Source organism: Micromonospora ureilytica (genome assembly GCF_015751765.1).
Classification (GTDB): domain Bacteria; phylum Actinomycetota; class Actinomycetes; order Mycobacteriales; family Micromonosporaceae; genus Micromonospora; species Micromonospora ureilytica.
This window is the reverse complement of record NZ_JADOTX010000001.1, coordinates 865,112-890,471: the sequence shown is the minus strand read 5'-3', so window position 1 is coordinate 890,471 and position 25,360 is coordinate 865,112. Positions and strand designations below refer to the sequence as shown.

General features: G+C 69.4%; 21 protein-coding genes. 8 read left to right on the top strand and 13 right to left on the bottom strand.

All coding sequences use genetic code 11. From position 1 onward, the window contains the following. Positions 1-5: 5 nt before the first annotated feature. Positions 6-698, bottom strand: a complete 693-nt coding sequence (locus IW248_RS03940) for a type 1 glutamine amidotransferase domain-containing protein (protein ID WP_231396167.1) — start codon at positions 696-698, stop codon at positions 6-8. A gap of 237 nt (positions 699-935) precedes the next feature. Here IW248_RS03940 and glsA point away from each other — a divergent pair, with 237 nt between their 5' ends. From glsA to IW248_RS03920, 4 genes are all read left to right on the top strand, one after another. Continuing rightward, positions 936-2,714 carry a glutaminase A gene (gene glsA / locus IW248_RS03935; protein WP_307787705.1) on the top strand — a complete coding sequence of 593 codons (1,779 nt, stop codon included), beginning with the start codon at positions 936-938 and terminating at the stop codon, positions 2,712-2,714. A 67-nt stretch (positions 2,715-2,781) separates the two neighbouring features. Beyond that, on the top strand, positions 2,782-3,801 hold the full coding sequence (gene glnII, locus IW248_RS03930) for a glutamine synthetase (RefSeq protein WP_196925690.1): 1,020 nt from the start codon (positions 2,782-2,784) through the stop codon (positions 3,799-3,801). 80 nt (positions 3,802-3,881) lie between these two features. Next, positions 3,882-5,201 carry an ammonium transporter gene (locus IW248_RS03925; RefSeq protein WP_196925689.1) on the top strand — a complete coding sequence of 440 codons (1,320 nt, stop codon included), beginning with the start codon at positions 3,882-3,884 and terminating at the stop codon, positions 5,199-5,201. Between the two features lie 253 nt (positions 5,202-5,454). Next, a complete protein-coding gene (locus IW248_RS03920) occupies positions 5,455-5,946 on the top strand; it encodes a GNAT family N-acetyltransferase (RefSeq protein ID WP_196925688.1) in 492 nt (163 codons plus the stop codon). 280 nt (positions 5,947-6,226) lie between these two features. Here IW248_RS03920 and IW248_RS03915 read toward each other — a convergent pair whose 3' ends face one another. The 10 genes from IW248_RS03915 to IW248_RS03870 form a co-directional block, all read right to left on the bottom strand. Further along, positions 6,227-7,489 carry an alpha/beta hydrolase gene (locus IW248_RS03915; protein WP_307787703.1) on the bottom strand — a complete coding sequence of 421 codons (1,263 nt, stop codon included), beginning with the start codon at positions 7,487-7,489 and terminating at the stop codon, positions 6,227-6,229. Positions 7,490-7,856: 367 nt separating this feature from the next. Continuing rightward, complete coding sequence (locus IW248_RS03910) at positions 7,857-8,165, bottom strand: GNAT family N-acetyltransferase (protein WP_196925686.1); 309 nt, start codon at positions 8,163-8,165, stop codon at positions 7,857-7,859. A gap of 290 nt (positions 8,166-8,455) precedes the next feature. Next, entirely contained in the window at positions 8,456-10,129 is a 1,674-nt protein-coding gene (gene ptsP, locus IW248_RS03905) for a phosphoenolpyruvate--protein phosphotransferase (protein ID WP_196925685.1), read from the bottom strand. Next, a complete protein-coding gene (locus IW248_RS03900; RefSeq protein ID WP_196925684.1) occupies positions 10,122-10,397 on the bottom strand; it encodes an HPr family phosphocarrier protein in 276 nt (91 codons plus the stop codon). The genes ptsP and IW248_RS03900 overlap by 8 nt, the downstream gene beginning before the upstream one ends. Before the next feature lie 9 nt (positions 10,398-10,406). Next, the gene (locus tag IW248_RS03895; RefSeq protein WP_196925683.1) at positions 10,407-11,447 is read right to left on the bottom strand and encodes a zinc-dependent dehydrogenase; all 1,041 of its coding nucleotides are present in this window, start codon (positions 11,445-11,447) and stop codon (positions 10,407-10,409) included. Then, on the bottom strand, positions 11,444-11,878 hold the full coding sequence (locus IW248_RS03890) for a PTS mannitol transporter subunit IIA (RefSeq protein ID WP_196925682.1): 435 nt from the start codon (positions 11,876-11,878) through the stop codon (positions 11,444-11,446). The genes IW248_RS03895 and IW248_RS03890 overlap by 4 nt, the downstream gene beginning before the upstream one ends. Then, on the bottom strand, positions 11,871-12,179 hold the full coding sequence (locus IW248_RS03885) for a PTS sugar transporter subunit IIBC family protein (protein ID WP_196925681.1): 309 nt from the start codon (positions 12,177-12,179) through the stop codon (positions 11,871-11,873). The genes IW248_RS03890 and IW248_RS03885 overlap by 8 nt, the downstream gene beginning before the upstream one ends. A gap of 4 nt (positions 12,180-12,183) precedes the next feature. Further along, positions 12,184-13,344 carry a mannitol-specific PTS transporter subunit IIC gene (gene mtlA / locus IW248_RS03880; protein WP_196925680.1) on the bottom strand — a complete coding sequence of 387 codons (1,161 nt, stop codon included), beginning with the start codon at positions 13,342-13,344 and terminating at the stop codon, positions 12,184-12,186. 59 nt (positions 13,345-13,403) lie between these two features. Next, positions 13,404-14,312: a 1-phosphofructokinase gene (pfkB, locus tag IW248_RS03875; protein ID WP_196930030.1), complete on the bottom strand. Its 909-nt coding sequence runs from the start codon at positions 14,310-14,312 to the stop codon at positions 13,404-13,406. A 13-nt stretch (positions 14,313-14,325) separates the two neighbouring features. Further along, on the bottom strand, positions 14,326-15,087 hold the full coding sequence (locus IW248_RS03870) for a DeoR/GlpR family DNA-binding transcription regulator (protein ID WP_196925679.1): 762 nt from the start codon (positions 15,085-15,087) through the stop codon (positions 14,326-14,328). A 372-nt stretch (positions 15,088-15,459) separates the two neighbouring features. Here IW248_RS03870 and IW248_RS03865 point away from each other — a divergent pair, with 372 nt between their 5' ends. Together IW248_RS03865 and IW248_RS03860 are read left to right on the top strand one after the other, a co-directional pair. Continuing rightward, complete coding sequence (locus tag IW248_RS03865; protein WP_196925678.1) at positions 15,460-15,945, top strand: SRPBCC family protein; 486 nt, start codon at positions 15,460-15,462, stop codon at positions 15,943-15,945. Next, the gene (locus tag IW248_RS03860) at positions 15,942-16,577 is read left to right on the top strand and encodes an SRPBCC family protein (protein ID WP_196925677.1); all 636 of its coding nucleotides are present in this window, start codon (positions 15,942-15,944) and stop codon (positions 16,575-16,577) included. Before IW248_RS03865 ends, IW248_RS03860 begins: the two co-directional genes overlap by 4 nt. A gap of 68 nt (positions 16,578-16,645) precedes the next feature. Here the strand turns inward: IW248_RS03860 and IW248_RS03855 are convergent, their stop codons facing one another. Both IW248_RS03855 and IW248_RS03850 read right to left on the bottom strand, forming a co-directional pair. Continuing rightward, complete coding sequence (locus tag IW248_RS03855) at positions 16,646-19,342, bottom strand: AAA family ATPase (protein ID WP_196925676.1); 2,697 nt, start codon at positions 19,340-19,342, stop codon at positions 16,646-16,648. A 111-nt stretch (positions 19,343-19,453) separates the two neighbouring features. Then, the gene (locus tag IW248_RS03850) at positions 19,454-19,903 is read right to left on the bottom strand and encodes a VOC family protein (RefSeq protein ID WP_231396707.1); all 450 of its coding nucleotides are present in this window, start codon (positions 19,901-19,903) and stop codon (positions 19,454-19,456) included. Between the two features lie 124 nt (positions 19,904-20,027). Between IW248_RS03850 and IW248_RS03845 the strand changes: the two genes are divergently transcribed. Together IW248_RS03845 and IW248_RS03840 are read left to right on the top strand one after the other, a co-directional pair. Next, a complete protein-coding gene (locus tag IW248_RS03845; protein WP_196925674.1) occupies positions 20,028-20,828 on the top strand; it encodes a helix-turn-helix transcriptional regulator in 801 nt (266 codons plus the stop codon). A 326-nt stretch (positions 20,829-21,154) separates the two neighbouring features. Continuing rightward, positions 21,155-25,348: a glycoside hydrolase family 9 protein gene (locus IW248_RS03840; protein ID WP_196925673.1), complete on the top strand. Its 4,194-nt coding sequence runs from the start codon at positions 21,155-21,157 to the stop codon at positions 25,346-25,348. Positions 25,349-25,360 lie beyond the last annotated feature (12 nt).

Genomic DNA, 25,360 nt, shown 5'->3' with positions numbered 1-25,360 from the left:
CGAGGTTATGCGCCGGCCCGACTCACCAGCGAGATCAGCTGATCCGCCGCCGGACCCGAGGAAGCCGGGTTCTGGCCGGTGATGAGCAGCCCGTCGCTCACCACGTACGACTCGAAGTTGGCCGCCTTGGAGAACTCGGCACCCTTGGCGACCAGCTCGTCCTCGACGAGGAAGGGCACGACCTTGGTCAGGCCCATGTACTCCTCCTCGCTGTCGGTGAACCCGGTTACCCGCTTCCCGGCGACCAGGGGCTGGCCGTCGGGCGTCGCGCAGTGCCGCAAGGCGCCCGGAGCGTGGCACACCAGGGCGATCGGCTTGCCCGCCGCGACGACCTGCTCGATCAGTTTGATGGAGTCGTTGTCCTCGGCGAGGTCCCAGAGGGGGCCGTGGCCGCCCGGGTAGAAGACGGTGTCGAAGTCGTCGACGGACACCGAGTCGAGCCGTACCGTCGTCGCGAGTTGACGTTGCGCTTCGGCGTCCGCCGTGAAACGGCGGGTCTGATCGGTCTGGAAGTCCGGCTCGTCGCTCTTCGGGTCCAGGGGTGCCCGACCGCCCCGGGGCGAGGCGAGCGTCACGTCCCACCCCGCGTCGCGGAACCGGTAGTAGGGCGCTGCCAGTTCCTCAAGCCAGAAGCCGGTCTTGTGACCGGTGTCGCCCAACTGGTCGTGCGAGGTCAACACCATCAGAACCTTTGTCATGTCCACTCCTTGAATCATCAGTCCGCTCCTACGTGCCCTGGTTCGCCGTGAACATTCCTGGGCCGAGGATGAGGCCCGTCACTGCCATCGGTCAGGCTGGTAGTTATAGGCGGCCGCAGTTGACGAATAGTTGACGACAGGCAGGGCTCGGCACCGACGGCGATGCATACCCGGTGACCAGCCGGCGGTCAGTCGGAATAAAGCGACCGTGCACTGGCCCTCCGTAGCCTTTCCACTGTGCGAGGCTTGCCGGCCGAATGCCGGGAGGCGCGAGTAAATGCGCCGGTGGCCGCGTTGACACCAACTTTCTACGGAGTAGTCGAGCCCGTCATGCCCCCGATTAAGAAGCCCCGAACCGCGCCGCGTCGCATCGACCAGGCGTGGTCGGGCAACCCCGTCACATCGTCGGCCATCGACGACTCCGGAGCCGGAGAATACGGGAAGCTGTTCGCCTCCTTCACTGTCGACCCGCAGGGCACGGTCTCGTTGGTCGACCTCGCCGACCGGCTGCGCGCAGCGGGAATCTCGGAGGCGGATCCGCGTCTGGCCCAGGTGCGGGGCGAGCTGCGTCCCGCCCTGGGTGCCGACGGGCCGGCACGGATCGACCTGACCCGCTTCATCGCACTGTGCAGGGCGGGCGGCGGCGTCATCGAGAAATCGCTTCGCGGGGATCTCGTCATTCCGGACTTCGCCGCGCTCCGAACGGAGATCTTCGCGATCTACGAGGGGCTCAGGGGTGTCGACGAGGGGCAGGTTGCCGACTACATCCCGCAACTGGGCCGCGTCGATCCGGAAAAATTCGGGATCGCGTTGTGCACCACCGACGGGCAGCGCTTCGCGCTGGGAGACGCGGAGAGTGTCTTCTGCGTCCAGTCGATCTGCAAACCGATCAACTACTGTCTCGCGCTGGAACAGCACGGCGCCGAGCAGGTCCACCGGCATGTGGGGCGGGAGCCCAGCGGTCGCGGGTTCAACGAGCTGACGCTGAACAACGAGGGCCTCCCCCACAACCCCATGATCAATTCCGGGGCCATCATGTGCTGCTCGCTGCTGCGCCCCAGTTGTGAGATGGCCGACCGTTTCGACCACGTCGCCGAGACATGGCGCAGGTTGGCCGGTGGCGGGGCGGTCGGGTTCAACAACGCCGTCTACCTCTCGGAACGCCGCACGGCCGACCGGAACTTCGCCCTCGGCTACTTCATGCGCGAGCACCGGGCCTTCCCGGACGGGACGGACCTCACCGAGACGCTGGAGTTCTACTTCCAGTGCTGCTCGATCGAGGTCGACGCACGGTCGCTGTCGGTCGTGGCCGCCTCGCTGGCCAACGGCGGCGTCAATCCCCTGACGAGGGAACGGATCTTCTCCGCCGACACCGTCCGCAAGTGCCTGTCCCTGATGTCGTCGTGCGGGATGTACGACTACTCCGGGGAGTTCGCCTTCGCGATCGGTCTGCCGGCGAAGAGTGGCGTCTCCGGCGGACTCATGATCGTGGTTCCCGGCGTGCTGGGCATCTGCGTCTGGTCGCCGCGCCTCGACGCCCTGGGCAACTCCGTCCGGGGGGTCGCCTTCTGCAAGGAACTCGTCAACCGGTTCAACTTCCACGTCTACGACACGTTGGCCACCGGCGAGGACTCCGGCAAGCGCGACCCACGGCGCGGAAGGAACGAGGAGGAGGTGGCGTCGACCACGCGATTGCTGTGGGCCGCGAGCCACGGTGATCTGGAGTACGTCCGGCTCGCGCTGGCGGCGGGAGAGGATCCCAACTCCGCCGACTACGACCGACGTACGGCGCTGCACCTGGCCGCTTCCGAGGGAAACCTCGACGTGGTCCAGTACCTCCTGGACCGCGGGGCCGATCCAACTCTGCGGGACCGCTGGGGCGGCACCGCGCTCGACGACGCCGAGCGAGGCGCGCACGACCGGGTCGCCACGGTACTCACGTCGGTGCTGGGCGTTGCGGGCCCGGCAGCGAACACCCATCCCGTGCGAACTGACACGCCGCTCGCGGCGGTCTGAGCCGCACGTTCGTCCCATCACTACGTCGACCGGGCCATCCGGCCCGAGCACAGGAGAAAAGAGACACATGGCGTACAAGGCTGAATACATCTGGATCGACGGCACCGAGCCGACCGCGAAGCTGCGGTCGAAGACGAAGATCGTCGCCGACGGCGTCGAGCCGGGCACGTGGGGCTTCGACGGTTCCAGCACCAGCCAGGCCGAGGGCCGCAGCTCCGACCGGGTCCTGGAGCCGGTCGCCACCTACCCCGACCCGATCCGCGGTGGGGCGCACCTGCTGGTGCTCTGCGAGGTGTTCAACATCGACGGCACCCCGCACGAGTCGAACACCCGGGCCCTGCTGCGCCCGGTGGCCGACCGGTTCGCGGCCCAGCAGCCCCTGTTCGGCATCGAGCAGGAGTACACGTTCTTCCAGGGCTCCCGCCCGCTGGGCTTCCCCGACGGCGGTTACCCGGCCCCGCAGGGTGGCTACTACTGCGGTGTCGGCGCGGACGAGATCTACGGCCGCGCCCTGGTCGAGAAGCACCTGGACAACTGCCTGGCCGCGGGCCTGACCATCTCCGGCATCAACGCCGAGGTCATGCCCGGCCAGTGGGAGTTCCAGGTCGGCCCGCTGTCGCCGCTGGAGGTCGCCGACCAGCTCTGGATCGCCCGCTGGCTGCTGCACCGCACGGCGGAGGACTTCGGCATCTCCGCCACCCTGGAGCCCAAGCCCGCGCGGGGTGACTGGAACGGCGCCGGCGCCCACACCAACTTCTCCACCAGCGCGATGCGCGAGAACTACGCGGCGATCATCGAGGCCTGCGAGTCCCTCGGCCGGGGTGACAAGCCGCTGGAGCACATCCGCAGCTACGGTGCCGGCGTCGAGGCTCGCCTCACCGGTGCCCACGAGACGGCGCCCTGGAGCGAGTACAGCTACGGCGTCTCGGACCGTGGCGCCTCCGTCCGCATCCCGTGGCAGGTGGAGATCGACAAGAAGGGTTACATCGAAGACCGCCGGCCCAACGCCAACGTCGACCCGTACACCGTCACCCGGCTCATCGTCGACACCTGCTGCACCGCCCTGGAGGCCGCCGACCTCGCCTGAGGCGCCGGCCCCCCTTCCCGTACGAAATCCCACCGCCGCCGCCGCGACGCGGCGGCGCTCAAGACGTGGAGTGCACCTCGATGCCAGAAGGCTTCGACGCGGGTGACACCGCATTCGTTCTGACCAGCGCCGCGCTGGTCATGCTCATGACCCCGGGACTGGCGTTCTTCTACGGCGGCATGGTCCGCGCGAAGAGCGTGGTCAACATGCTGCTGATGAGCTTCGTCAGCCTGGGTATCGTCAGCGTTCTCTGGGTGGCCTACGGATACTCGCTCGCCTTCGGCGAGGACGTGGGTGGGCGCGGACTCATCGGTGACCTGTCCAATGTGGGCCTGAGTGGAATCTCGGACACCACGTTGACCGGCAGCGTTCCGGTCCTCGCCTTCGCCGTCTTCCAGATGATGTTCGCCGTCATCACGCCGGCGCTGATCAGCGGAGCGATCGCTGACCGCACCAAGTTCGGCGCGTGGATGCTGTTCGTCGCCCTCTGGGTGACAGTCGTCTACTTCCCGGTGGCCCACTGGGTCTGGCAGTCCGGCGGTTGGATCTTCAAGCTCGGCGTCAAGGACTTCGCCGGAGGCACGGCAGTCCACATCAACGCCGGCATGGCCGCCCTCGGCGCGCTACTGGTCCTCGGAAATCGGGTCGGCTTCCGGCGGGAGTCGATGCGGGCGCACAGTCTGCCCCTCGTGATGCTCGGCTCGGGCCTGCTCTGGTTCGGCTGGTTCGGGTTCAACGCCGGATCGGCCCTCGCCGCGAACGGTACCGCCAGTGTCGCCTTCATGAACACGCAGGTGGCGGCCGGTGCCGGCATGATCGGCTGGCTGGTGTGGGAGCGGGTCCGCAAGGGCGGTTTCACCTCGCTGGGCGCTGCCTCGGGAGCGGTCGCCGGCCTGGTGGCCATCACTCCGGCCTGCGCGGTCGTGAACATCTGGGGTGCGATCGCCATCGGCGTCATCGCTGGTGTCGGCTGCGCCTGGGCCGTCAGCCTGAAGGACCGGTTCGGCTACGACGACTCGCTGGACGTCGTGGCTGTGCATGCGGTCGGCGGTGTCGTCGGCACCCTCCTCATCGGGGTCTTCGACGTGACGGACGGCCTCGTGGCCGGTGCCGGTGCGGGGCAGCTGCTGAAGCAGGCGATCGGCGCCTTCGCCGTCGCGGCGTACTCCCTGGCCCTGACGTGGTTGCTGGTCAAGACCATTGATGTAACCATCGGCTTCCGGGTGACGCGTTCGGACGAGGTCACCCGGGTCGACCAGGTCCTGCACACCGAGAACGCCTACGACTTCGCCACGAGGGAGGCGGATGCCGATCCTGTTGGCACGATCGGCATCTGGTCGCACTCCCCGACCGCCCGACACCAGAGTGTCGGTGGCGCCAACGGGCCGTCGGCCCACTGACCGACCGCGTCGACGGTCGCCGCGCAGGGCCGCGGGCGAGCTCACCACGGATCTCCGTGGCCGGACCGGGAGGATGTGCCAACCCCTCCCGGTCCGGCGGCGCGAACGCTCAGTTCACGGGTCCGGGCCCGCAGCGGTTCACCGCTCCTCCGGTCGTACGGAGACCCAGTCTCGGTCACTCGGTATGTGGTGCGCTTGAAGATGGCGCTGCCTTTCTCCGAACAGCCTTCGTTACCAGCCTTGGAGTAGATTCGTGCCGCAGGGGCTCCTCGTTGAGAGTCAGCACGACAACGTGGACGTGATGACATCTGCCGGGCTACGACTGCACCTTCGCCGAGCCACTCCCACCGATCTCGAGGCGGCCAACCATCTGCACCGCTGGCAGTGCTCCGCCGAGAGCCGCAGGGCTCGCTACCAGGGGTCGCGAGACCGGATCCGCCGCGCCGAGTGGCGGCATCTGGTCGACCCTGATCGCGGCTACACGTTCCTCATCGTCTGTCCGCAGCGGCCAGGGCTGATCGGTCTCGCCCACCTTCTGTGGCAGGACTGCGGACCGCCCGAGATCGCCCTGTTGATCGCTGACGCATGGCAGGGCCGTGGAGTCGGCACCGCGGTGGCCCGGCACGTGGTCGGCCTCGCCGTCGCGCACGGCCACCCCGTTCAACAAGCCCGGATCAGGACGGGAAACGTTCGGGCCATCCGCCTGGCGAGTCACTTCGGCGCCATCGTCGATAACACGGCCTGACACCGCAGCGGCGGTCGTGCTGGGTGGAGCCGCCGCGTTCCCTGGCAGGGAAGAATTCCTCAACAGCGTGACGCTAACGTTTTCGTCGGGTCTGCCTTCACGCAACGGACAGGAGCCGAACCTCACGGCCGGCGTTGGTCATTCGACCACGCGCAGCAGCCCGCCTGCCGTCCCAGATCCCCGGCGTGGCCTCCGCTTCCCTCCAGCGGCGGGGGCCACGCCGGTGTCCGATCCAGGCTCGGGAAACCCGTACGACTGATTGACTCGCCTGCGTCAGCCTTCAGCCGGCCTCGGCCGCACATGCGACGTCGTGCCGCGGACGCTGGCCGGTGGTGAGGAAGGTCGTCACCGTGTTGTTGGCGCACATGTTCTTGGCGAAGAGCAGGTAGGCGCCGTGACCACCCTGGTCCACCGTCACCATCCGCGCCCGGCCACCGAACGCCTTTCTGAGCTCGCGGGCGCCGACCAGCGGGGTCCCGGGGTCGCGAACGTTCTGTACCATCAGCACGTTCGAAGGCCCTCGGTCACCAATGCGCACCGGCCGCTCGACCGGGGACGGCCAGAACGCGCACGGACCGATATTGGCCGCGGCGGCACCGACCAACGGGTACTTGACCCGGTGGACCGCGACGGCCCGCTGGTAGTCGCGGACGGAACTCGGCCACTTCGAGTCGCCGCAGATGACATGCAGGCGGCCGGAGACGGCGTTGTCGATATTCGCGGGCGGCGGCTCGGGCGGCATCGGCTGGTTCGTGTCGAGCGCTTTCCACGCTGCGGCCAGGGTGGGCATGCTCACGTCGCTGTAGAGGTGGTCGAACGTGATCCCCCGGAACAACGAACCGTCCACGCCCTGCACCGGTGACTTCTCCAGTCGCGCGGCGAGGTCGAAGAACTTCGCGCGCACCTGCTTCGGCGTCGTGCCCAGTCCGTACTGGGGATTGGCGGCGGCGAACTTCGCGAAGTCCGGGAACCGGTCCTCCAGGCCGCGGCCGAGCCTTCGCATGGCGGTGAGGTCGTAACCACCGGGGCCGAGGTTGCTGTCGAGCACGAACCGGTCACTGTGCTGGGGGAACATCGTCGTGTAGACCGCACCGAGGTAGGTGCCGTACGACACACCGAGGTAAGAGATCTTCGGCTCGCCCAGCGCCTCCCGAATGCGGTCCATGTCCCGTGCGGTGTTCGCGGTGGTGATGTGGGGCAGCAGCGCGGCCGTCTCCGATGTCGCACACTGCCGGGCCATCGCCTTCGCTATCTCGGCGTCCTTCCGTACGCCGGCCGCGTCAGCCGGGTACCAAAGGTTGCGCCGCGCAATCTGCTCCGGCGTCACGTCACAGGTCACCGGCGAGCTGTGGCCCACACCGCGCGGGTCGAATCCGATCACGTCGTACTGGTCCTGGACGCTGCGCGGCAGCGGCTGCGGCGACAGATTGCCGGCGAGCAGGCCCGGGTAGATCAGTCCCCCGGTGCCGGGACCGCCCGGGTTGGTCACCAACACGCCCCGGCGCTGCGACGGGTCCTTGCTCGGCAGACGGGAGACCGCCACGTCGAGCTGCCGCCCCTGCGGCTTCCGATAGTCCAGGGGGACCTGGACCGTCGTGCATTCCAGTCCGGGAAGGGCGCTGTCGGCGGGGCACGGACCCCACTTCAACCCGCTTTGCGCCGTCGCTTGGGAAGCCCCCGGAACCGACACCAGCGACATCGCCGCGACCGCCGAAACGAGCACGACCGACAAGGTTTTTCGCATCTGACTCCCCTACTCAAGACTGCCGCACCAGTGAAAACCCTGTCGCCGCCAGACGGTCAAGGGATTCTCCGCGCACGATCTACTGTCCGACGGAGTCGCCCTCGTATGCCTTCTTCGCGGTTCCGCTGCTCATACCGACCTCCATCTCGCTGACTTGCCCTGCTGTTCAGTCGCTGACTCTGCTGCGGGACTGGTACACCAGGTCCTGGTACTCGGGGTGCCGGGCGATCCACCCCGCGAAGAATGGGCAGGTGGGCAGGACCAGCAGGCCCGCGGCGCGGGCCTCGTCGAGGCCGGTGCGGGCCAGGGCCGCCCCAACTCCCCTGCCCTCGTACTCCGACGAGACCTCGGTGTGCACGAACGCGATGAGTTCCGTGGTGCGGATGTACTGCGCGATACCCGCGACCTTGGACTCTCCCTCGAACCGAGCCTCGTACTGTTTGGCCTCGGGGGCATCCTTCACATTCACTACCATGTGTCCTCCATCAGATTTCATGTCCGATACGGGGCCGACCGGCGCGGCGGTCACCACCCCAGTGTTCGGCGCTCACCCAGCTACGAACAGTGACACCACGTCACCAGCGATCATGACGCCGCGTCACTGACGCCTCGGGCGCGTCCACGCTGTCATTGGGGGACGCGCTCGTCGTGGTCCAGCAGGCCACCACCATCGACCACTTCGGCCGGTGATGCTCATCGAGGCCGGCCTGTGCTATCCCTGGGCTGGACGATCTGAACGACGAGCCGCCGGTGACCGTGACCGGCTCACCGCACGGACACGCCGTCGCCGGAACGGAGCTGACGCGAAGCACCGACCGCCGCCGCCCGAGCTGCTTCCGGGCTGGGGGCGGCAAGGGCCGCCTCGGCGATCTGGCGGCACTCGTGCAGGGTGTGCGCGGCCAGGGACTCGCGCACCACCGGAATGCTGCGGGGCGCCATGGACAGGCTGGTGATGCCCAGTCCTGCCAGCACCAGGGCGAAATCGGGATCTGCTGCGGACTCTCCACACACGCCGACTGGCTTGCCCGCCTCGACGCCGGCTGTCGCGCAGACGGCGAGGAGAGCGATCAGCGCGGGCTGCCACGGGTCGAGCAGGTCAGCAAGGTCGCCGCACATGCGGTCAGCAGCGAACGTGTACTGGCTGAGGTCGTTGGTGCCGACGCTGAGGAAGTCCGCGTGGCGCAGCACCTGGCTGGCGCGCAGGGCCGCGGCCGGCACCTCGATCATCACGCCGGCGGTCGGCAGGCCGTGCTCGCGGCAGGACTCAGTGAACGCTGCCGCCTCCGCCGCCGTGGCGACCATCGGCGCCATCACCCAGACGTCGGCGTCCGTCGCCGCAGCCGCCGCCGAGATCGCGGCCAACTGCGTGGTGAGCACGGAAGGTGTCTGCCGCGCGACCCGCAGACCGCGGATGCCCAGCGCAGGGTTGGGTTCAACGGCCAGACGCAGGAACGGCAGCGGCTTGTCGGCGCCGGCGTCGAGGGTGCGCACGACGATCTTGCGACCGGGCAGCGCGGCGAAGACGTCGCGGTACGCGGTGACCTGCTCTTCGTGCGACGGCGGATCGCTGCGGTCGAGGTAGAGCAGCTCGGTGCGGAACAGGCCGACGCCTTCAACCTCGCCGGTGAGGTCGCGGGCAGAGCCGATGTTGGCCAGTAGCGCGACGGGATGGCCGTCCGCCGTTCGCCCGGGGCCTCGGGAGCGGGCGCGGCGTTCGATCTCCGCGAGCCGGTCCGCGTTCACGGTGGTCACCGTCTCGGCGGAGACACCGGCCACCACGACGCCGTTCGTGCCGTCGAGACTGGCCAGCGCGCCGTCGGTCACGTCCAGGATGCCCGGGCAGCGGACCACGGCCGGGATACCGAGTGTCCGGGCCAGGATCGCGGTGTGGCTGGTCGGTCCGCCCTCGGCCGTGATCAGGCCCAGCACCAGGCCCGGCTCGAGGCCGGCGGTGTCGGCCGGCGCCAGGTCGCGGGCGATGAGCAGGTACGGATGGCCAGGGTCCGGCACGCCCGGCATCGGCTGCCCCAGGCACGCCGCGACGAGGCGGTCCCGCAGGTCGTCGAGGTCGCTGACCCGCTCGGCGAGGTACCCGCCCGCGGCTTCGAAGGCGGCCCGGTGCCCGGCGAGCACGTCGGTGATCGCATGCGGCGCGTCCGCACCGCCGTCGATGGCGATGTCGGCCGCGTCAATGAGCGTTTCGTCCTGCGCCATCATGACCTGCGCGCGCAGGACCTCGGCGGCGGTCGCGTCCAGGGCGGTGTCCGCGCGACGGGCCAGGTCGGCGGCGACGGCGACGGCCGCAGCCCGGACGGCGGTCTTCTCGGCTTCGGGATCAACGGTCTCCACCAGCGGCGGCAGGGCCGGCGGCGGGGCCAGCCGGTAGACCGGCCCCGCCGCACCACCGGGGCTGGCCCCGATCCCCCGAAGTTCACGCATCGACGGCGTCCAGATCACGTTCGAGGAGTTCGGCCAGGGTGTCGACGGCGGCTTGGGCGCCGTCGCCGTCGGCCTCCAGGGTGACCTCGGTGCCCTTCTTGGCGCCGAGCGACAGCACGGCGAGCATGCTGCGGGCCGGCACGGGTTTCTTGTCGCCGCTGCGGATGGTGACCAGCACCGGCTGCTTCGCCGCCTCGGCGACGAACAGCGCCGCCGGTCGGGCGTGCAGCCCGCTGGCGGAGCCGACGAGAACTGTTCTGGTGGGCATCGGATCCCCCTAGGGTTCGATCGTCACCTTGATCGCTTCGCCACGCGCCACGATGCCGAAGGCATCGAGGGCGCGGTCGAGCGGCAGGCGGTGGGTGATGAGGTCGGCGACCGGCACGGAGCCGTCGGCGATGAGTCGCAGCGCTTCCTTGTTGTGCTCCGGGCTGGAGCCGTTGGCGCCGACGATGGTCAGTTCGCGGTAGTGCACGAGGTTGGAGTCCAGGGAGATGACCGGCTTGTCCTTCGGCAGGCCGCCGAAGAAGCTGATCCGGCCCTGCCGCGCCGTCATCTGCACCGCCTGCTCCTGGGCGACGCCGGCGGCCGTGGCGGTGATGACGACGTCGGCACCCCGGCCCTCGGTGAGCTTGAGTACCGCGTCGACGACGTCGGTCTCGGCACCGCAGATCGCCGCGTCCGGCCGGACCAGGTTGGCGGCCAGGTCGAGGCGTTCGCGGTTGAGGTCGACGAGGAACACCCGGGCCGCGCCGCGCGAGCGGGCCAGGCGGACGTGCAGGCAGCCGATCGGCCCGGAGCCCACGACGACCACGTCGTCGCCCTCCCCCACACCGGCGAGGTTCTGGCCGTTGAGGACGCAGGCGAGAGGCTCGGCGACGGATGCCTCGGCGAAGCTGAGTCCCTCGGGGATCCGGTTGAGTCCGTCGACGGCGAGGACGTTGTGCGGCACGACCATGTGCTCGGCGAACCCGCCGTCGAAGTGGTAACCCATCGACACCTGGTTGGGGCACACGGTCATCCGGCCGCGCCGGCACTCGGCGCACTGACCGCACGGGATGGCGGCGATGACCTGGACCCGGTCGCCGGGCTGCCAGCCCGTGACGTCGGCGCCGACCTCGACGATCTCGCCGGCGATCTCGTGGCCCATGACGCGCGGCGGGGCGATGTGGTGGTGGCCGAAGCGGGAGATCTTCACGTCGGTGCCGCAGGTGGAGCATGCCCGCACGCGGATCTTCACGTCGGTGGGGCCCGGCGTGGGCTCGGGCGCGTCCTCGATGCGGACGTCGCCGGGTGCGTGGAATCGGACAACCTTCACGAGGGGTTCCCTTCAAGGATGGTGATCACGTCATCGGCGCTCGTCGACTCTCGTAGCCGCTGCGCCTGCGCCGGGTCCATCAGCACCGAGGCGAGCTGGGCCAGGATGTCCACGTGCCCGTCGCCGGCCGCGGCGATGGCGACGCAGACCCGCACGTCGAAGCCGTCCCAGTCGACGCCGTCCGGGAAGCGCAGCACCGCGAGGGCGTCGCGCTGGACCGACTCCTTGCTGTTCAGCGTTCCGTGCGGTATGGCGACGCCCTCCCCGATGTACGTGGAAACGCTCTGCTCGCGGGCGAGCATCGCGTCCACGTACGCCGGGGCGACCGCGCCGACCTCGACGAGTACCGCGCCGCAGCGGCTGATCGCCTCGTCCCGCGATCCGGCCCGCTCGTGGAGCCGGATCGCGTCACGGGCCAGTAGCTCAGCCACTCAGCTCACCACCGCGCTGCACCGCGTTCACGACCCTGGTGACGGCCGGGTCGCCGATGAACACCTGGATCGGCACGATCACCTTGTCGGGCGCGCTGACCCGGGCCCGTGCGGCGAGCCCCTGGTGGCAGATGACCACGTCCGCGTCCGCCGGGATCGAGTTGATCGGCGTGTGCTCGACGGTCACCGCGTTCTTCGCGAGTTGCCGCCGAAGTTGGCTGGCCAGCATCACGCTGCTGCCCATGCCTGCGTCGCAGGCGACGACGACCTTCTTGATGTCGGTGCCGTTGATGGTGGACATATGTTCAGACCTCCTGCTTTGCCGACTTGTCGAGGGTCTCGTCGGGGTCGATGGCCCTTTCCTCGTCCGGGCGGACAGCCGTCTCCTCGTCGGGGCCGAGAGCGTCCGCGGCGGGCTCGCCGCGCCCGAAGCCGAGCAGGGCTGAGGCGACGGCGAAGGTGACGGCGGCGGCGATCACGACGCCGAGGATGACCCCGAAGTGGCCGCCTTTGGGGGTGACGGCGAGGTAGGCGAAGATGCTGCCCGGCGAGGGGGTGGCGACCAGGCCCGCACCGGTGATCACGAAGGTGCCGACGCCGGCCGCACCCCCGGCGATCATGGCGAGGATCAGCTTCGGCTTCATCAGCACGTACGGGAAGTAGATCTCGTGGATGCCGCCGAGGAACTGCACGATGATCGCGGCTGGGGCGCTGGGGCGCAGCGCGCGTGGGCCGAAGACCATGAAGGCGAGCAGCAGACCGAGACCGGGGCCGGGGTTCGACTCGATCATGAACAGGATCGACTTGCCCTTGTCGGCCGCCTCGGCGATGCCCAGCGGGCCGAACACGCCGTGGTTGATGGCGTTGTTGAGGAAGAGCACCTTGGCGGGTTCGACGAGTACCGAGGTCAGCGGCAGCAGGTCCTTGCCGACGAGCCAGTCGACGCCCGAGCCGGCTTGCTTGGTGAGCCATTCGACCACCGGGCCGATGCCGTAGACACCGCCGATGGCCATCGCGGCGCCGATGATGCCGGCGCTGAAGTTGTCGACCAGCATCTCGAAGCCGGGACGGATCCTGTTTTCGATCAGGCCGTCGAACAGCTTGAGGACATAGGCCGTGAGCGGCCCGATGATCATCGCGCCGAGGATCATCGGCACATCCGCGCCGACGACGAGGCCCATGGTCGCCACCGCGCCCACGACGGCACCGCGCTGGCCGTGGACCAGCCGGCCGCCGGTGTAGCCGATGAGCACCGGTAGCAGGATGCTGATCATCGGGCCGACCAGTTCGGCCAGGGTCTTGTTGGGGATCCAGCCGGTCGGGATGAACAGTGCGGTGATCAGGCCCCAGGCGATGAACGCGCCGATGTTGGGCATGACCATCGCGGCCAAGTAGCCGCCGAGGCGTTGCACATTGGCTCTGAGGCCCTGGCCCTTCACCTCTGGTGTGTAGGAAGAGGAGGTCACGGGGGTATCTCCTTCATCGAGGGGCGGTCCAGACGGCCGCAGGGAAGAAGCTCGTCCGGCTAGGGGTGGATGGTGACGTCGTGGCGGTGGAGGTCCGCTGGACCGGGCATTCGGCTGCCGGGCAGGCTCACCGCGGCGGCGCCCCAGGCCAGGCCCTCAGCGAGAGCGGCGGCACCATGCGCGCCCGCAGCGAGGAACCCGGCGAGCAACGCATCGCCGGCGCCGACGGTGCTCCGGGGCCGGGCGACCGGACAGGTGCCGGTGCGGACCCCTTCGGCATCGACCAGGACAGCGCCGTCAGCGCCGAGGCTGGCCACGACGGTGCCGGCTCCCCATGCCCGCAGGCACTGAGCGGCATCGACCACATCGCCGAGGTCCTTCAGCGGGGTGCCGACCACTTCGGCCAGTTCGTCGCGGTTGGGCTTGAGCAGAGTCGCCCCGGCCAAGGCGGCCTCGCGTAGGGCAGGACCGCTGGTATCGACGGCGACCCTGACGCCGGCAGCGCGCAGCTTCCGGCACAACTGAGCGTAAGCGTCGGCGGGCAGGCCGGGCGGGACACTGCCGCACAGCACGACCCAGTCGGCACCGCTGGCACGGGCGAGCACACGGTCGATCACCTCGTCGAACTCGGAGCGGTACATGGTCGGGCCAGGCTCGTTGATTTTGGTGACCGTGCCGTCGGGCTCGGCCAGGGTGATGTTGGAACGGGTCCTTCCGGAGATCGACACGGCGAGGACCTCCACACCCTCCGCCTTCAGTAGGCGGATGAGCTGGTTGCCCTCGTCACCGCCGGACGGCAACACCGCTACCGACGGCACCCCGTTGGCCAGCAGGGCACGGGATACGTTGACGCCCTTGCCGCCGGGGTCAAGGTGAGCGGTGGCAGCCCGGATGACCTCGCCCCGGGTGAGGGAGTCGACCTCCACGGCCCGGTCGAGGCTGGGGTTGAGGGTGACGGTGACGATCATGCCCGGCCCGCTCTCATGCGCGTACCACCCGAACGCCTGCAGACTCCAGGTCACCGACCAGGTCGAGGTCGGCACGGCTGTCGGTGATGAGCAGGTCGACGTCGGCCAGCTCAGCGAACCGGGCCAAATAGTCGTTGCCGAGCTTGGTGTGATCGGCGACCACCACCGTGCGGCGGGCCGCACGAACCATCGCCCGCTTCACCGCCGCCTCGGACGGGTCCGGGGTGGTCAGTCCACGCTCGACCGAGATGCCGTTGGTCCCGATGAATGCGACGTCGACGTAGAGGTGGGCCAGCGGCGACAGCGCCCAGTCGTCGACGGTCGCCAGGGTCTTCCCGCGGACCCGTCCACCCAACAGCAGGACGTTGAGGTTGGCATAGGTACCGAGGGTCGTGGCGATGACCGGCGAGTTGACCACGACGGTCAGCTCACGGTCGACCGGCAGCAGCTGGGCCAGCCGGGCGGTCGTGGTGCCGGCGTCGAGGATGATCGCGCCCTCCTCCGGCACCTCGCTCAAGGCGAGCTTGGCGATGCGCTCCTTCTCCTCGATGAGCACCGCGTCACGCGCCGCCAGCGCGGGCTCGAACCCGAGCCGTTCGACCGGAATCGCTCCACCATGGACTCGGCGCAGCACGCCGGCCCGCTCCAGGATGGTGAGATCGCGGCGGATGGTCTCCGACGTCACGTTGAGCTGATCGGCCAGGCCAGCCACCTCGACCCGACCCACGTCCCGGGCGATGCGAAGGATCTCCTGCTGTCGCTCTTCGGCGTACATGTTGTTGTTTCACCGCCGTTTCGTTTTGCTTGTGCCTTGTTTACGCCCGGCTTTAAGGGAAGTCAAGAGGCAGGCCACAGAAAGCCACACCGGCCGGTACCCAGCAGGACGAGTGGGACCTAGGCGGAGCAACGCACCACCGCCGGCGGAGTGCGCGAGAGGCACCGCGAAGACAACCCACGTGCTGAGGCCGGTAACAGGCACGGAGGTAAGGCTCCTCACCGTGGCCGGCCCACGTACCGCGAACTAGGTAGTTCTTGCCGATGTGTAGCGGTTGCCGTCTTGGCACGATCGCATCTGCCGGGTGTGGATCTAGCGGCTCACTCTCATGCCCGGCGATTCGATGGTCAGTGACCGCAGAGAGGCTTCACGATGGAAAACACTACGGACACCGACGAGGCCGGTATTGACGTGTCGGCCCCGGTGGTCAGCCGCCACAGCGTCACGGTGACCGCGTCGGCGGACACCGTGTGGCGAATCCTCACCGACATCGACGCATGGACGACCTGGCTGCCAGAAATCCCGTACGCACGCGTGGAGACACCCGGTCCGCTCGCCCCGGGCTCCGTGTTCCGCTGGTCGGCCGCGGGCATGGAGATCGAGTCGACGATCGTTCAGGTACGGCCGCGGGAACGCCTCGTGTGGCGGGGATACGGTGACGGACCGGACGGGGTCCTCGGTGTCCACGTCTGGGCGCTCACTCCGGCCGGCGACGGTGTGGAGGTGTCGACCGAGGAGTCCTTCGCGGGCCCGCCTGTCGATGCCGAGCCTGGGCCGTTCCAGGAGGGCCTCGACACGACCCTCGCCAGGTGGCTGGAACGACTCAAGGGCACCGCCGAGGCGGTGGCCGCCTCATGAAGAATCGTGTGTTTGCCGTCGCGACGGCAGTGGTCGTGGCCGGCCTCGTGGGCACCGCAGGTGCGCCGGCTCGGGCCGAGGTCAGGCACGATGTCGGTGCCGACCATGCGACGGTGCGATGTGCGGGAAGGACTGTCGACACCGCGGCGAAGATTCGCTATCGGACGGAGACGACGATCGACGCTCCGCTACGGACCGTCTGGAGGTTGCAGACCGACGTGGAGCGCTGGCCGTCGTGGCAGAAGCCGGTCTTGTCCAGCAAGCGGCTCGATCCCGGGCCACTGCGTCCCGGTTCGTCGTTCCGGTGGACGACACCGGTCCCCGAGACCGCGCTGAATCCCGACACGACCCTCGTCGTCACGTCCACCGTCCGGCAGCTGGAGCACCAGAGGTGTCTTCGGTGGGACGGCCCGGCGATCGGTGCGGGTCTGCGCATCGACGAGGGGGTGCACGTGTGGACGTTCACCGAGGTCGACGGTCGGGTTCTCGTGCGTACCGAGGAGACGTGGCGCGGTGACCAGGTGGAGCAGGACGTCGACTTCTCCACCGTGGCTCTCGGAGGGGGTCTGGAGACGTGGCTGACGGAGCTGAAGACGCGTGCCGAACGGGAGTGTGATCGGGCCCGGCGCTGACGTGACCCAAGGGCCCCGCCGGTCTGGTACCGGCGGGGCCCTTTCGTCGCTCGGTCGGCCCGGCTCCGTCAGCGGAGTAGTTCTCGTAGCTGCCGGCGTGAGGTGATGCCCAGTTTGCGGTAGAGGTTGCGCAGGTGGGCGTCGATCGTTCGCGGGCTGACGAACAGCAGCGCGGCGACTTCCTTGGTGCCTGCGCCGGAGGCGACCTTGCGGGCGACGAGTAGTTCGCGGGCGCTCAGCCCCGCGAGCGGATCGGCGTCGTCGGCCAGGGTCGGCTCGCCGATGGCATCCAGTTCGCGGGCGGCGCGGCCGGCGAACCCGCGCGCGCCGATGGTGGAGAGCAATTCGTGCGCGGCGCGCAGCTCCGCCCGCGCCTCGGCGCGACGGCCGACCCGTCGCAGCCACTGCCCGTAGAGCAGTCGGGCACGCGCGTAGTGGACTCGCATCCTGCTCCCAGCGAACCGGCTGATCGCGGCACGGTAATGGTCCTGCGCGCCGAGCCCCGGGTCGAGCAGCGCACTCGCCAGTAGATGCGCACCGGTCGTCCACGCGTTCGGGTTGACCCGTGCGACATCCCCGATCCATTCAGCCGATTCCTTGGCTTCTTCGGGACGTCCGACGTACGCGGCGGCCTCGACCAGCTCGTGATGGAAGGCGGTGACCGCGTACGCGCCGCGCCGGTGCTGGTCCCGCACGAGCAGCAACGCGTCGAGGGCGGCGTCATGGTCGCCGCTGCCGTTGCACAGCACGCCGTTCGCGTAGTGCAGCGCGGTGGGTTTCACCCCCACCCAGCCGCGCAGCTTTTCCCGGATCTCGCGGAACCGGTCGACGTCTCCGCTCCAGGCGGCAAGCATCAGGTCGGACCCGACGAGGTTTGACGTCCCGGCGGCCTCGTCGACCGCACGCGCCTCGATGATGCAGATCTGCGCGTCAGCGAAGCGACCCACGATCGTCCGGGCGACCGCCTGGAAGCGCAACGCATGAGGAAGGATCGCGTAGGCCCCCTGCGCCCGGGCGAGTTCCACCTGACGGTCGGCGATCTCCTCCATGGCATCGCTGTCACCGATGTCGACGCTCAACACACAGGCACGTTCCATCCACCACGGATCCGCGTCGGGCGTGCGGGCGTGGTCCCGGAAGGCGTCGACCGTACGGCGCATCAGCGGCATCGCCTCGTCCACCGGGCGGAGATGCTGCTCGACCAACGCCCGCAGCAGCAGGTCGACCGGGCGTGGCGGCTGACGCTGGGGCACCCGTTCCCGGATGTGCAGGGCGAGCCGCCGCAACCTCCCCGGCTCGTCGACGCTGAACATGAGCGATGCGAACGCCTCCAGGTAGGTCTCGCGGACCTCATCGGGCCCCACGCCGTCGGCCGCCTCGATGAGCGCGATCGTCGCCGGGATACTGCGCGCCACGTGATAGTCGATCGTCGCGCGCAGCAGTCGCGCGGCGCGGCGGTCGACGGGGTCCGGCTGGAGACGCTCGGCCTCGTCCACCAACTCCCGGGCGGCAGAGGGTGCCCCCGAACTCAACCGCGCCCGAGCCGCGGCCAACAACCGGCGGGCCTGCCGCGACCGGCCGGGTGTCAGTCGGGCCGCGCGCTCGAGGAACGCGGCCACGGCCGCGAATCCGCCGCGGCGCTGTGCCCGTCCGGCCGAACGCTCCAGTTCCGCCGCGGTCTCCTCATCCGGGCCGGTGATCGCGTTCGCCTGGTGCCAGGCGCGACGGTCGGGATCGACGTCGACGTCCGTACCGGCGGCGAGCGCCGCATGGGCCTGCCGTCGCGCCCCGGCGCCAGTCGACAGGTACACCGCGGAACGCGCCAACGGATGCCGGAAGTGCACCCGGGGCCCGATCACCAACAGGCCGCTGTCCTCGGCCGCGGCCAGGTCCACGGCATCCAGCCCCTGGATCGCCATGGCACGCCGCAGCAAAGCGAGGTCGCCTGTCGGCTCCGCCGCGGCCAGCGCCAGAATCGAGCGCGTGGGTGCCGGCAGCCGCAGGAACCGACTCACGAACCGGTGCTCGACGGCGCGGTGCCCGGCGTCCCCGGGTAGCCCGAGCGGTCCGGCGTCGCGGGCGAACTCCACCAGGGCGAGAGGATTGCCGGCCGCCTCGGCGAGGATCCGTTGCACGATCGCTGCCTCGTGGCCAAAGGGTGCCCGATACCGCAGCAGGGTGAGGGCCTCCGAATCGGAGAGCCCGGTGAGAGTGAGGGCGGGTAGGCGACCGAGCTCCGACACCGAGGCGACGTCGCGGGCAGCGAACACCATGGCGACCCGCTCCACCGCCACGCGTGCCGCGACGAATGCCAGTACCTGCCGCGAGCCCGCGTCGATCCACTGCACGTCGTCGACAGCGCAGAACACCGGCCTGCGCCGGCCTACGGCACTCAGCAGGCCCAGGACGGCCAGCCCGACAAGCATCGGGGTCGGCCTGACCCCGGCGTGCAGCCCGAACACCGCGTCGAGCGCGCTCCGCTGCGGTACGGGGAGCCCAGCGCGGTGGTCGAGCACGGGCGCGCACAACTGGTGCAGGGCCGAGTAGGGCAGCTCGCTCTCGAACTCGACACCACCGGCCCGCAGCACCTGCCATCCGTCGAGCCGCGAAGCGACCGCACCGATGAGCGTCGACTTGCCGATCCCCGCATCACCGAGAACGAGCATCGCCCTACCACGGCCCCGCGCCGCGGCTGCCGTCACCGAGGCGATCTCGCCCAACTCCGCCTCGCGAGCGACGAACAATCCCGACCTGATATCTGTCATCAGCCTCTGCGTGTCGCCGGACGAATAGTGCCCTCCGTTTGTTCGGCCCCACCGATGGTATCCAGAGCAGCGCACCGACCGGGACGGGCGCCCGGTCCGGAGTCGGCGCTCCTACGAGGGCAACTCGAACAGTTCCAGCTGGATGCCGTCGGGGTCACGGAGATAGAGGATCTTCGTCCCGGCCAGTGCCCCCGCCTCAACCCCATCACCGTCCTGGAGCACGACCGGGTCGGCGTTGACGTGCACGCCCCGCCGCACCAGGTCGCGGTGCGCCGAGTCGAGGTCGTCGACCTCAAAACACAGGTGCATCACCCCAACGTCAGAGTTGCGCCCGGTGAAGGGCCTCGGCTGCGGGCTGTCGTACTGGATGAGTTCCAGCAGGACGTTGTCACCGGCCAACGCGAAGGATGCCCGCATCGACGCGTTCTCGACCTCGACAACCGCACCGATCGCCGGGTTCGTCGCCGAGATCGTCACGCCGTTCGGCGCGATGCCGAGGACGTCCTCGTACCACCTCACCGACCGGGCCAAATCGCTGACTGGCACTCCGATGTGATGCATTCTGGTCACTCTGCTCATGATCCCCATCCTGAAGGGCCGAGCCAGCACTGTGGAAGGCACAGGTCTTCCGCGTACCGCTGGTACCACCCAGCTCCCCGGAGGTCCGATGGCGGATCATGGGTTCATGAATGACCTCGGAGCCGCGCTGCGGGCCTGGCGGGATCGCACGGACCCGGCCGCGACCGGTCTCTCGAACGCGTCACCTCGCCGCGTCGCCGGGCTACGACGCGGCGAGCTGGCAGCACTGGCCGGCATCTCCCCCGAGTACGTGGCACGCCTCGAACAGGGCCGGGCCGCCACACCATCGGCGCAGGTGTGCACCTCCCTGGCCCGCGCGTTACGACTCTCTGACGACGAGGAGGCGCACCTGATGCGCCTCGCCGGCTTCGCCGCGGCCCCGGACCGGATACCCCACCTGATCCCCAGCAGCCTGCACCGCGTCATCGACCACCTCGGCGACACCCCGGCGGCCGTCTACGACGCCGTGTGGCGGCTGCTGCACTGGAACCGGCTGTTCGCGGCCGTCTTCGGCGACCCCGCCGGCGCCACCGCCGACGATCGCAACGCCTTGATCGTCCAGTTCGAATCCCGAAACCCCCGAGTCCGCCAGACCGACACCGAGCGCGCCTACTTCGAGCAGTCGTTGGTGGCCGACCTGCGCGCCACCAGCGCCCGCTATCCGAACGACCCCGACGTGGCGGCACTGATCTCGCGGATGGCCGGCAACGACAGGTTCTGCCGCCTCTGGGCCCTCCGCGCGGTGGCCCATCACGAGAGCGCGCACAAGACCGCCGTCCACCCGGACGCGGGGGCCATCCCGCTGGACGCCAACGTTTTGACCACCCAGAACACCGACCTGCGCCTCGTGGTCCTCACGCCTCGGCCCGACACTGCCGCTCGCGAGAAGCTGGATCGACTGGGTTGACGACACCGGATCCGTAGCGGCGGATCGGACGCTGGCCAGCCCACCCCGGCCCGAATAGGCAATTTCTGCCGATGCGGTGCGGGTCTCCGCTGCCGCATCGTCTCCCTGGTCTCGGTGGCGGGCGACGAGGTCGGTCTGGAGGATTTGACGTGGGCGTGGTGCGCAGGCGGCTGGCCGCGATCATCGCAATGACGACGGTGTCGACGGTTCTGTATGCCCTGGAACCGCCGACACCGGCGGTAGCGGTAGCGCGGGACCTGATCGCGGGGTCCTGGAACATGCAGGGCCAGCATCAAGGGGGCGGAGGGCGTCCGGAGTCCCGGTGGGTGGCCGCTGTGCAGCAGATGTTCCACCAGGAAGGGGTGCAGGTCGCCGCGCTCCAGGAGGCGGGCAGCGAACCTCCCCCCGGGGCGGTGTGGACCGATCGTCAGTTCACCGAGGCCGGCGTCACCGAGCATCTGTACAACATCGGCACGAACGACCGCCCGGACTTAGTGCAGATCTACTGGGCCGACCCCGGTCAACGACGAAACGGCCTGGCCATCGTCACCCGGGAGACGGTGAGCGACGGCGTGATCCTGCCGGTGCATTCGCGGTTCAACTCGCGGCCGATGATGGGCGTCCAGATCGGCACCGACTGGTATTTCACCGCCCACGCGCTGTCCAACGGTGCGAACCGCGCCAACGACGCCGCCGACATCATCGAGACGGCGCGGCAGTTCATGGCTGGCCGCCCCACCGGCGAATGGATGGTGCTCGCCGACTTCAACCAGGACCCGGCACGGATGCCTGCCGCGTTGCAGAGCCACATCGTCGCGGCGGGCCAGCCCACCCACGAGGGCGGCGAAGAGCTGGACTTCGCCTATGCCAGCAACGGGAACAACAACACCATCAACGCCGAGGTTCGCGGCGGGAACTCCGACCACAGGTACGTCCGTTATGTCGTGAACGCCGGCTGCGGCTCCGGCGGTGGTCTCGCGCCCCGGACGACCGCCGAGCGGGACTGCTACGCCCCGGTCCCCGGCGACACGTACCGCTTCTTCGCCCGCCACCTAGAGCACGCGGTGATCGCGTTGAAGACGAACGACGGCGACGACATCGGACCACACGTCAGGACGCCGCGCGGCAGCCTCGACGAGGCCCTACAGGTGCGCTTCAGCACGGCGGGAGGCCAGTACCAGCTCGCCTGGCCGCAGGTCGACCCGGCGACCGAGCGGTGTCTGTCCTGGGACGCGAACTCCCGGAGCACCGGCAGCACCCTCTGCTCGGAGCAGGCAGAGGTGTCCCGGTGGCAGTTCAAGGACGGGCAGATCTTCACGCCTGGGCTCGGCGGCTCCCTGCAACCCTCCGCCAACGCTCTCGGAGCGCGGCTGGTGGTCGGGCAGGACTTCTACCAGTGGCGGCCGGAGCCCCGCAACGGCATCGGCCCGCGCTGGGACCCGATCGGTGAGTTCCGGGACGCCACCCCGGCCGGCTCGGAGACCCACTTCCCCGACCTCGACGGCGACGGCGACGCCGATCACGTCATCGTTCAGCCCGACGGTCGGATACCGGCGTGGCGCAACGACGGCGCCCGATCCACCTGGACCGCCCTCGGTGACATCAGCCCGCCGGACCGGGGTACGCCCGGGACGGTGCACTTCGGCGACCTCGACGGCGACGACCGGGACGACTACCTCCGGTTGCTGACCGCTGACGAGTCGCCCAGCGGGACCCGGGTCATCTGGATGTCCCGCAACGAGTCCGACGGCGCGCAGAAACGATGGGGGTCACCCACCACCGTCGCCAACAACCTGCTCTACGAGAACCCGCGCTTCGTCGACATCGACGGCGACGGAGACGACGACCTGATCAACTCGGATCGGCTGAGCAACGCCAGCCTCTGGGAGAACCGGTCCCCGGGCCGGATGCCGGTGCCGGGCGACTGGCACTCGGTCAGCGGCTTCGCGACCCCCGCCGACGGCTATTACCAGACGTCGTTCTCGGATGTCACAGGTGACCGCCGGGCCGACGTGCTGCGCGTCGACTACCCCAGCGGCAAGGTGCTGGCCTGGGAGAACACCGGCGCTCCGTGGAGCGCGACGACCGGCTGGCGGTCGCTGGGCCCGATCCGTGACGATGGCCCGTTCGCCGGCACCACCGGCCTGTTCGCCGACCTCGACGCCGACCTGATCGGCGACTTCGTCCTGGTCAGCGCCGTCTCGGGTGGTCTCGACGGTTGGCTGCTGCCCCGGTACGGCAGCGCGGATCCCGGCCCGGGACAGCCCGGCCAGGGCGGCGGGCAGGACCTGCCGGCGGGAACGCTGCCGGCGTACGACGGTGGGCCACCGCGACCGCAGCTCGACGGCCGGCTGTTGCAGAACAGCACGTTCACCGGCACGGACAAGCCGTGGTGGGTGAACGCCGGAATGACGCCGAAACTGGACGGCGGGACCTTCTGCGTGACCGCGCCCGCGTCCACCAACCCGTGGGACGTCCTGGTCGGCCACAACAGCATCTACCTGCCCGGCGGCGCCACGTACACGCTGCGGTTCCGCGCCCGGACGAACACGGCGGCGAACCCGCTGATCTACCTCGCGCCCTTCGACAACCCGACCAATGTCACGTACCTGAACAAGGGCTTCACCACCGGCACCGCCTGGAAGGAGTACGAGTACAGCATCACCACGACCTACCCGGAGCCGTACCGGTTGGCCCAGCTCCAGTTCCGGCTCGGTAAGTCCACGACGCCGTACGAGTTCTGCATGGACGACGTGACGCTCACCGGCGCCGAGTACGCGTACCGGGCCGACGCCGGGCCGGACCTCAAGGTGAACCAGCACGGCTACCTGCCCAACGGGCCCAAACGGGCGACGTTGCTGTACGGCGCGTCCCACGCGGTGCCGTGGACGCTGCGCCGGGCGGGCGGCGGCGCGACGGTGGCGACGGGTCGGACCACCCCGACCGGCTTCGACGCGTCGGCCAGCGCCATCACCCACGTCATCGACTTCAGCCACGTCACGACCACCGGCCGATTCGAGTTGGTGTACGACGGCTGGGTCGACAAGCCCAGTCACCCGTTCGACATCCGCGCGGACCTGTACGACCGGCTGCGCACCGACGCGACCCGCTTCTTCTACACCAACCGCAGTGGCATCGCGATCGACGGGGGCATCGCCGGGGCGGCGTACGCCCGCCCGGCCGGGCACGTCGCGGAGTCACCAGGCGGTGGCGACACCCAGGTGCCCTGCCAGCAGCCGAAAGCGTTCCTGAACAACTGGACCTGCTCCTACCGACTGGACGTCACCGGCGGCTGGTACGACGCCGGCGACCACGGCAAGTACGTCGTCAACGGTGGCATCGCCACGTACCAACTCCTGTCGGCCTGGGAGCGCAACCGGCCGGCGGCGCTCGGCGACGGCACCCTCGCCGTGCCGGAACGTGGCAACGGTGTCCCGGACATCCTCGACGAGGCCCGCTGGAACCTCGACTTCATGCTGAAGATGCAGGTGCCCGACGGTCTCCCCCTGGCCGGTATGGTCCACCACAAGGTTCACGACGAGACCTGGACCGGGCCGCCGATGCTGCCGCACCAGGACCGGAAACCCCGGGAACTGCACCGCCCGTCGACAGCGGCCACCCTGAACCTGGCCGCCGTGGCGGCTCAGGCAGCGAGGATCTACCAGCCGTACGACGCCGGCTACGCCGGCCGGCTGCGCGCGGCGGCCGAACGCGCGTACGCCGCGGCCCGGGCCAACCCGGCGGTCTTCGCGCCGTACGAGGACCGCAGCGGCGGGGGGCCCTACAACGACGGGGACGTCTCCGACGAGTTCTACTGGGCCGCGGCCGAGCTGTACCTGACCACAAAGGACGCCACCTACCTCAGCGCTGTCCGGGCCAGCCGGTTCCACACCGCCGGTACGGCCTTCAGCCAGAACGGTTTCTACTGGGGTTCGGTGGCCGCGCTGGCCCACCTCGATCTGGCGCGGTTCGGCACCGAGTTGAGCGACCGTGAGCAGATCAAGGGATGGGTGGTCGCCGCCGCGGACCGGTTGATCTCGTTCCAGAAGGCCGAGCGCTTCGGGCAGACCTACACCCCCACCACGGGACGCTACGACTGGGGCTCGAACGCGTCCATGCTGAACAACCAGGTCGTCCTGGCCACCGCCCACGACCTCACCGGCAACGACAGGTACGCCGACGCCGTCTTCGAGGGGCTCGACTACCTGCTGGGCCGAAACGCCCTCGGGCAGTCCTACATCACCGGCTACGGCAGCAACGACGCGAAGAACCAGCACAGCCGGTGGTACGCGAAATCGTTCGACGCCCGGTTGCCGAACCCGCCGGTGGGATCGGTTGCCGGTGGGCCCAACTCCAGCCTCCAGGACCCGCTCTCGGCGAGTTGGTTACACGGGTGCGCCCCACAGCTCTGCTACGTCGACAATCTCGAAGCCTGGTCGGTCAACGAGATCACCATCAACTGGAACTCCGCACTGACCTGGGTTGCCGCATTCGCCGCCGACGTGGCTGGCCGTCGATGACCGGGCTGACCG

Coding starts and splice junctions, on each gene's coding strand:
- IW248_RS03940 (WP_231396167.1), bottom strand. CDS start 698: ATGACAAAGGTTCTGATGGTGTTGACCTCGCACGACCAGTTGGGCGAC.
- glnII (WP_196925690.1), top strand. CDS start 2,782: ATGGCGTACAAGGCTGAATACATCTGGATCGACGGCACCGAGCCGACC.
- IW248_RS03925 (WP_196925689.1), top strand. CDS start 3,882: ATGCCAGAAGGCTTCGACGCGGGTGACACCGCATTCGTTCTGACCAGC.
- IW248_RS03910 (WP_196925686.1), bottom strand. CDS start 8,165: ATGGTAGTGAATGTGAAGGATGCCCCCGAGGCCAAACAGTACGAGGCT.
- ptsP (WP_196925685.1), bottom strand. CDS start 10,129: ATGCGTGAACTTCGGGGGATCGGGGCCAGCCCCGGTGGTGCGGCGGGG.
- IW248_RS03900 (WP_196925684.1), bottom strand. CDS start 10,397: ATGCCCACCAGAACAGTTCTCGTCGGCTCCGCCAGCGGGCTGCACGCC.
- IW248_RS03885 (WP_196925681.1), bottom strand. CDS start 12,179: ATGTCCACCATCAACGGCACCGACATCAAGAAGGTCGTCGTCGCCTGC.
- pfkB (WP_196930030.1), bottom strand. CDS start 14,312: ATGATCGTCACCGTCACCCTCAACCCCAGCCTCGACCGGGCCGTGGAG.
- IW248_RS03870 (WP_196925679.1), bottom strand. CDS start 15,087: ATGTACGCCGAAGAGCGACAGCAGGAGATCCTTCGCATCGCCCGGGAC.
- IW248_RS03865 (WP_196925678.1), top strand. CDS start 15,460: ATGGAAAACACTACGGACACCGACGAGGCCGGTATTGACGTGTCGGCC.
- IW248_RS03860 (WP_196925677.1), top strand. CDS start 15,942: ATGAAGAATCGTGTGTTTGCCGTCGCGACGGCAGTGGTCGTGGCCGGC.
- IW248_RS03855 (WP_196925676.1), bottom strand. CDS start 19,342: ATGACAGATATCAGGTCGGGATTGTTCGTCGCTCGCGAGGCGGAGTTG.
- IW248_RS03850 (WP_231396707.1), bottom strand. CDS start 19,903: ATGCATCACATCGGAGTGCCAGTCAGCGATTTGGCCCGGTCGGTGAGG.
- IW248_RS03845 (WP_196925674.1), top strand. CDS start 20,028: ATGAATGACCTCGGAGCCGCGCTGCGGGCCTGGCGGGATCGCACGGAC.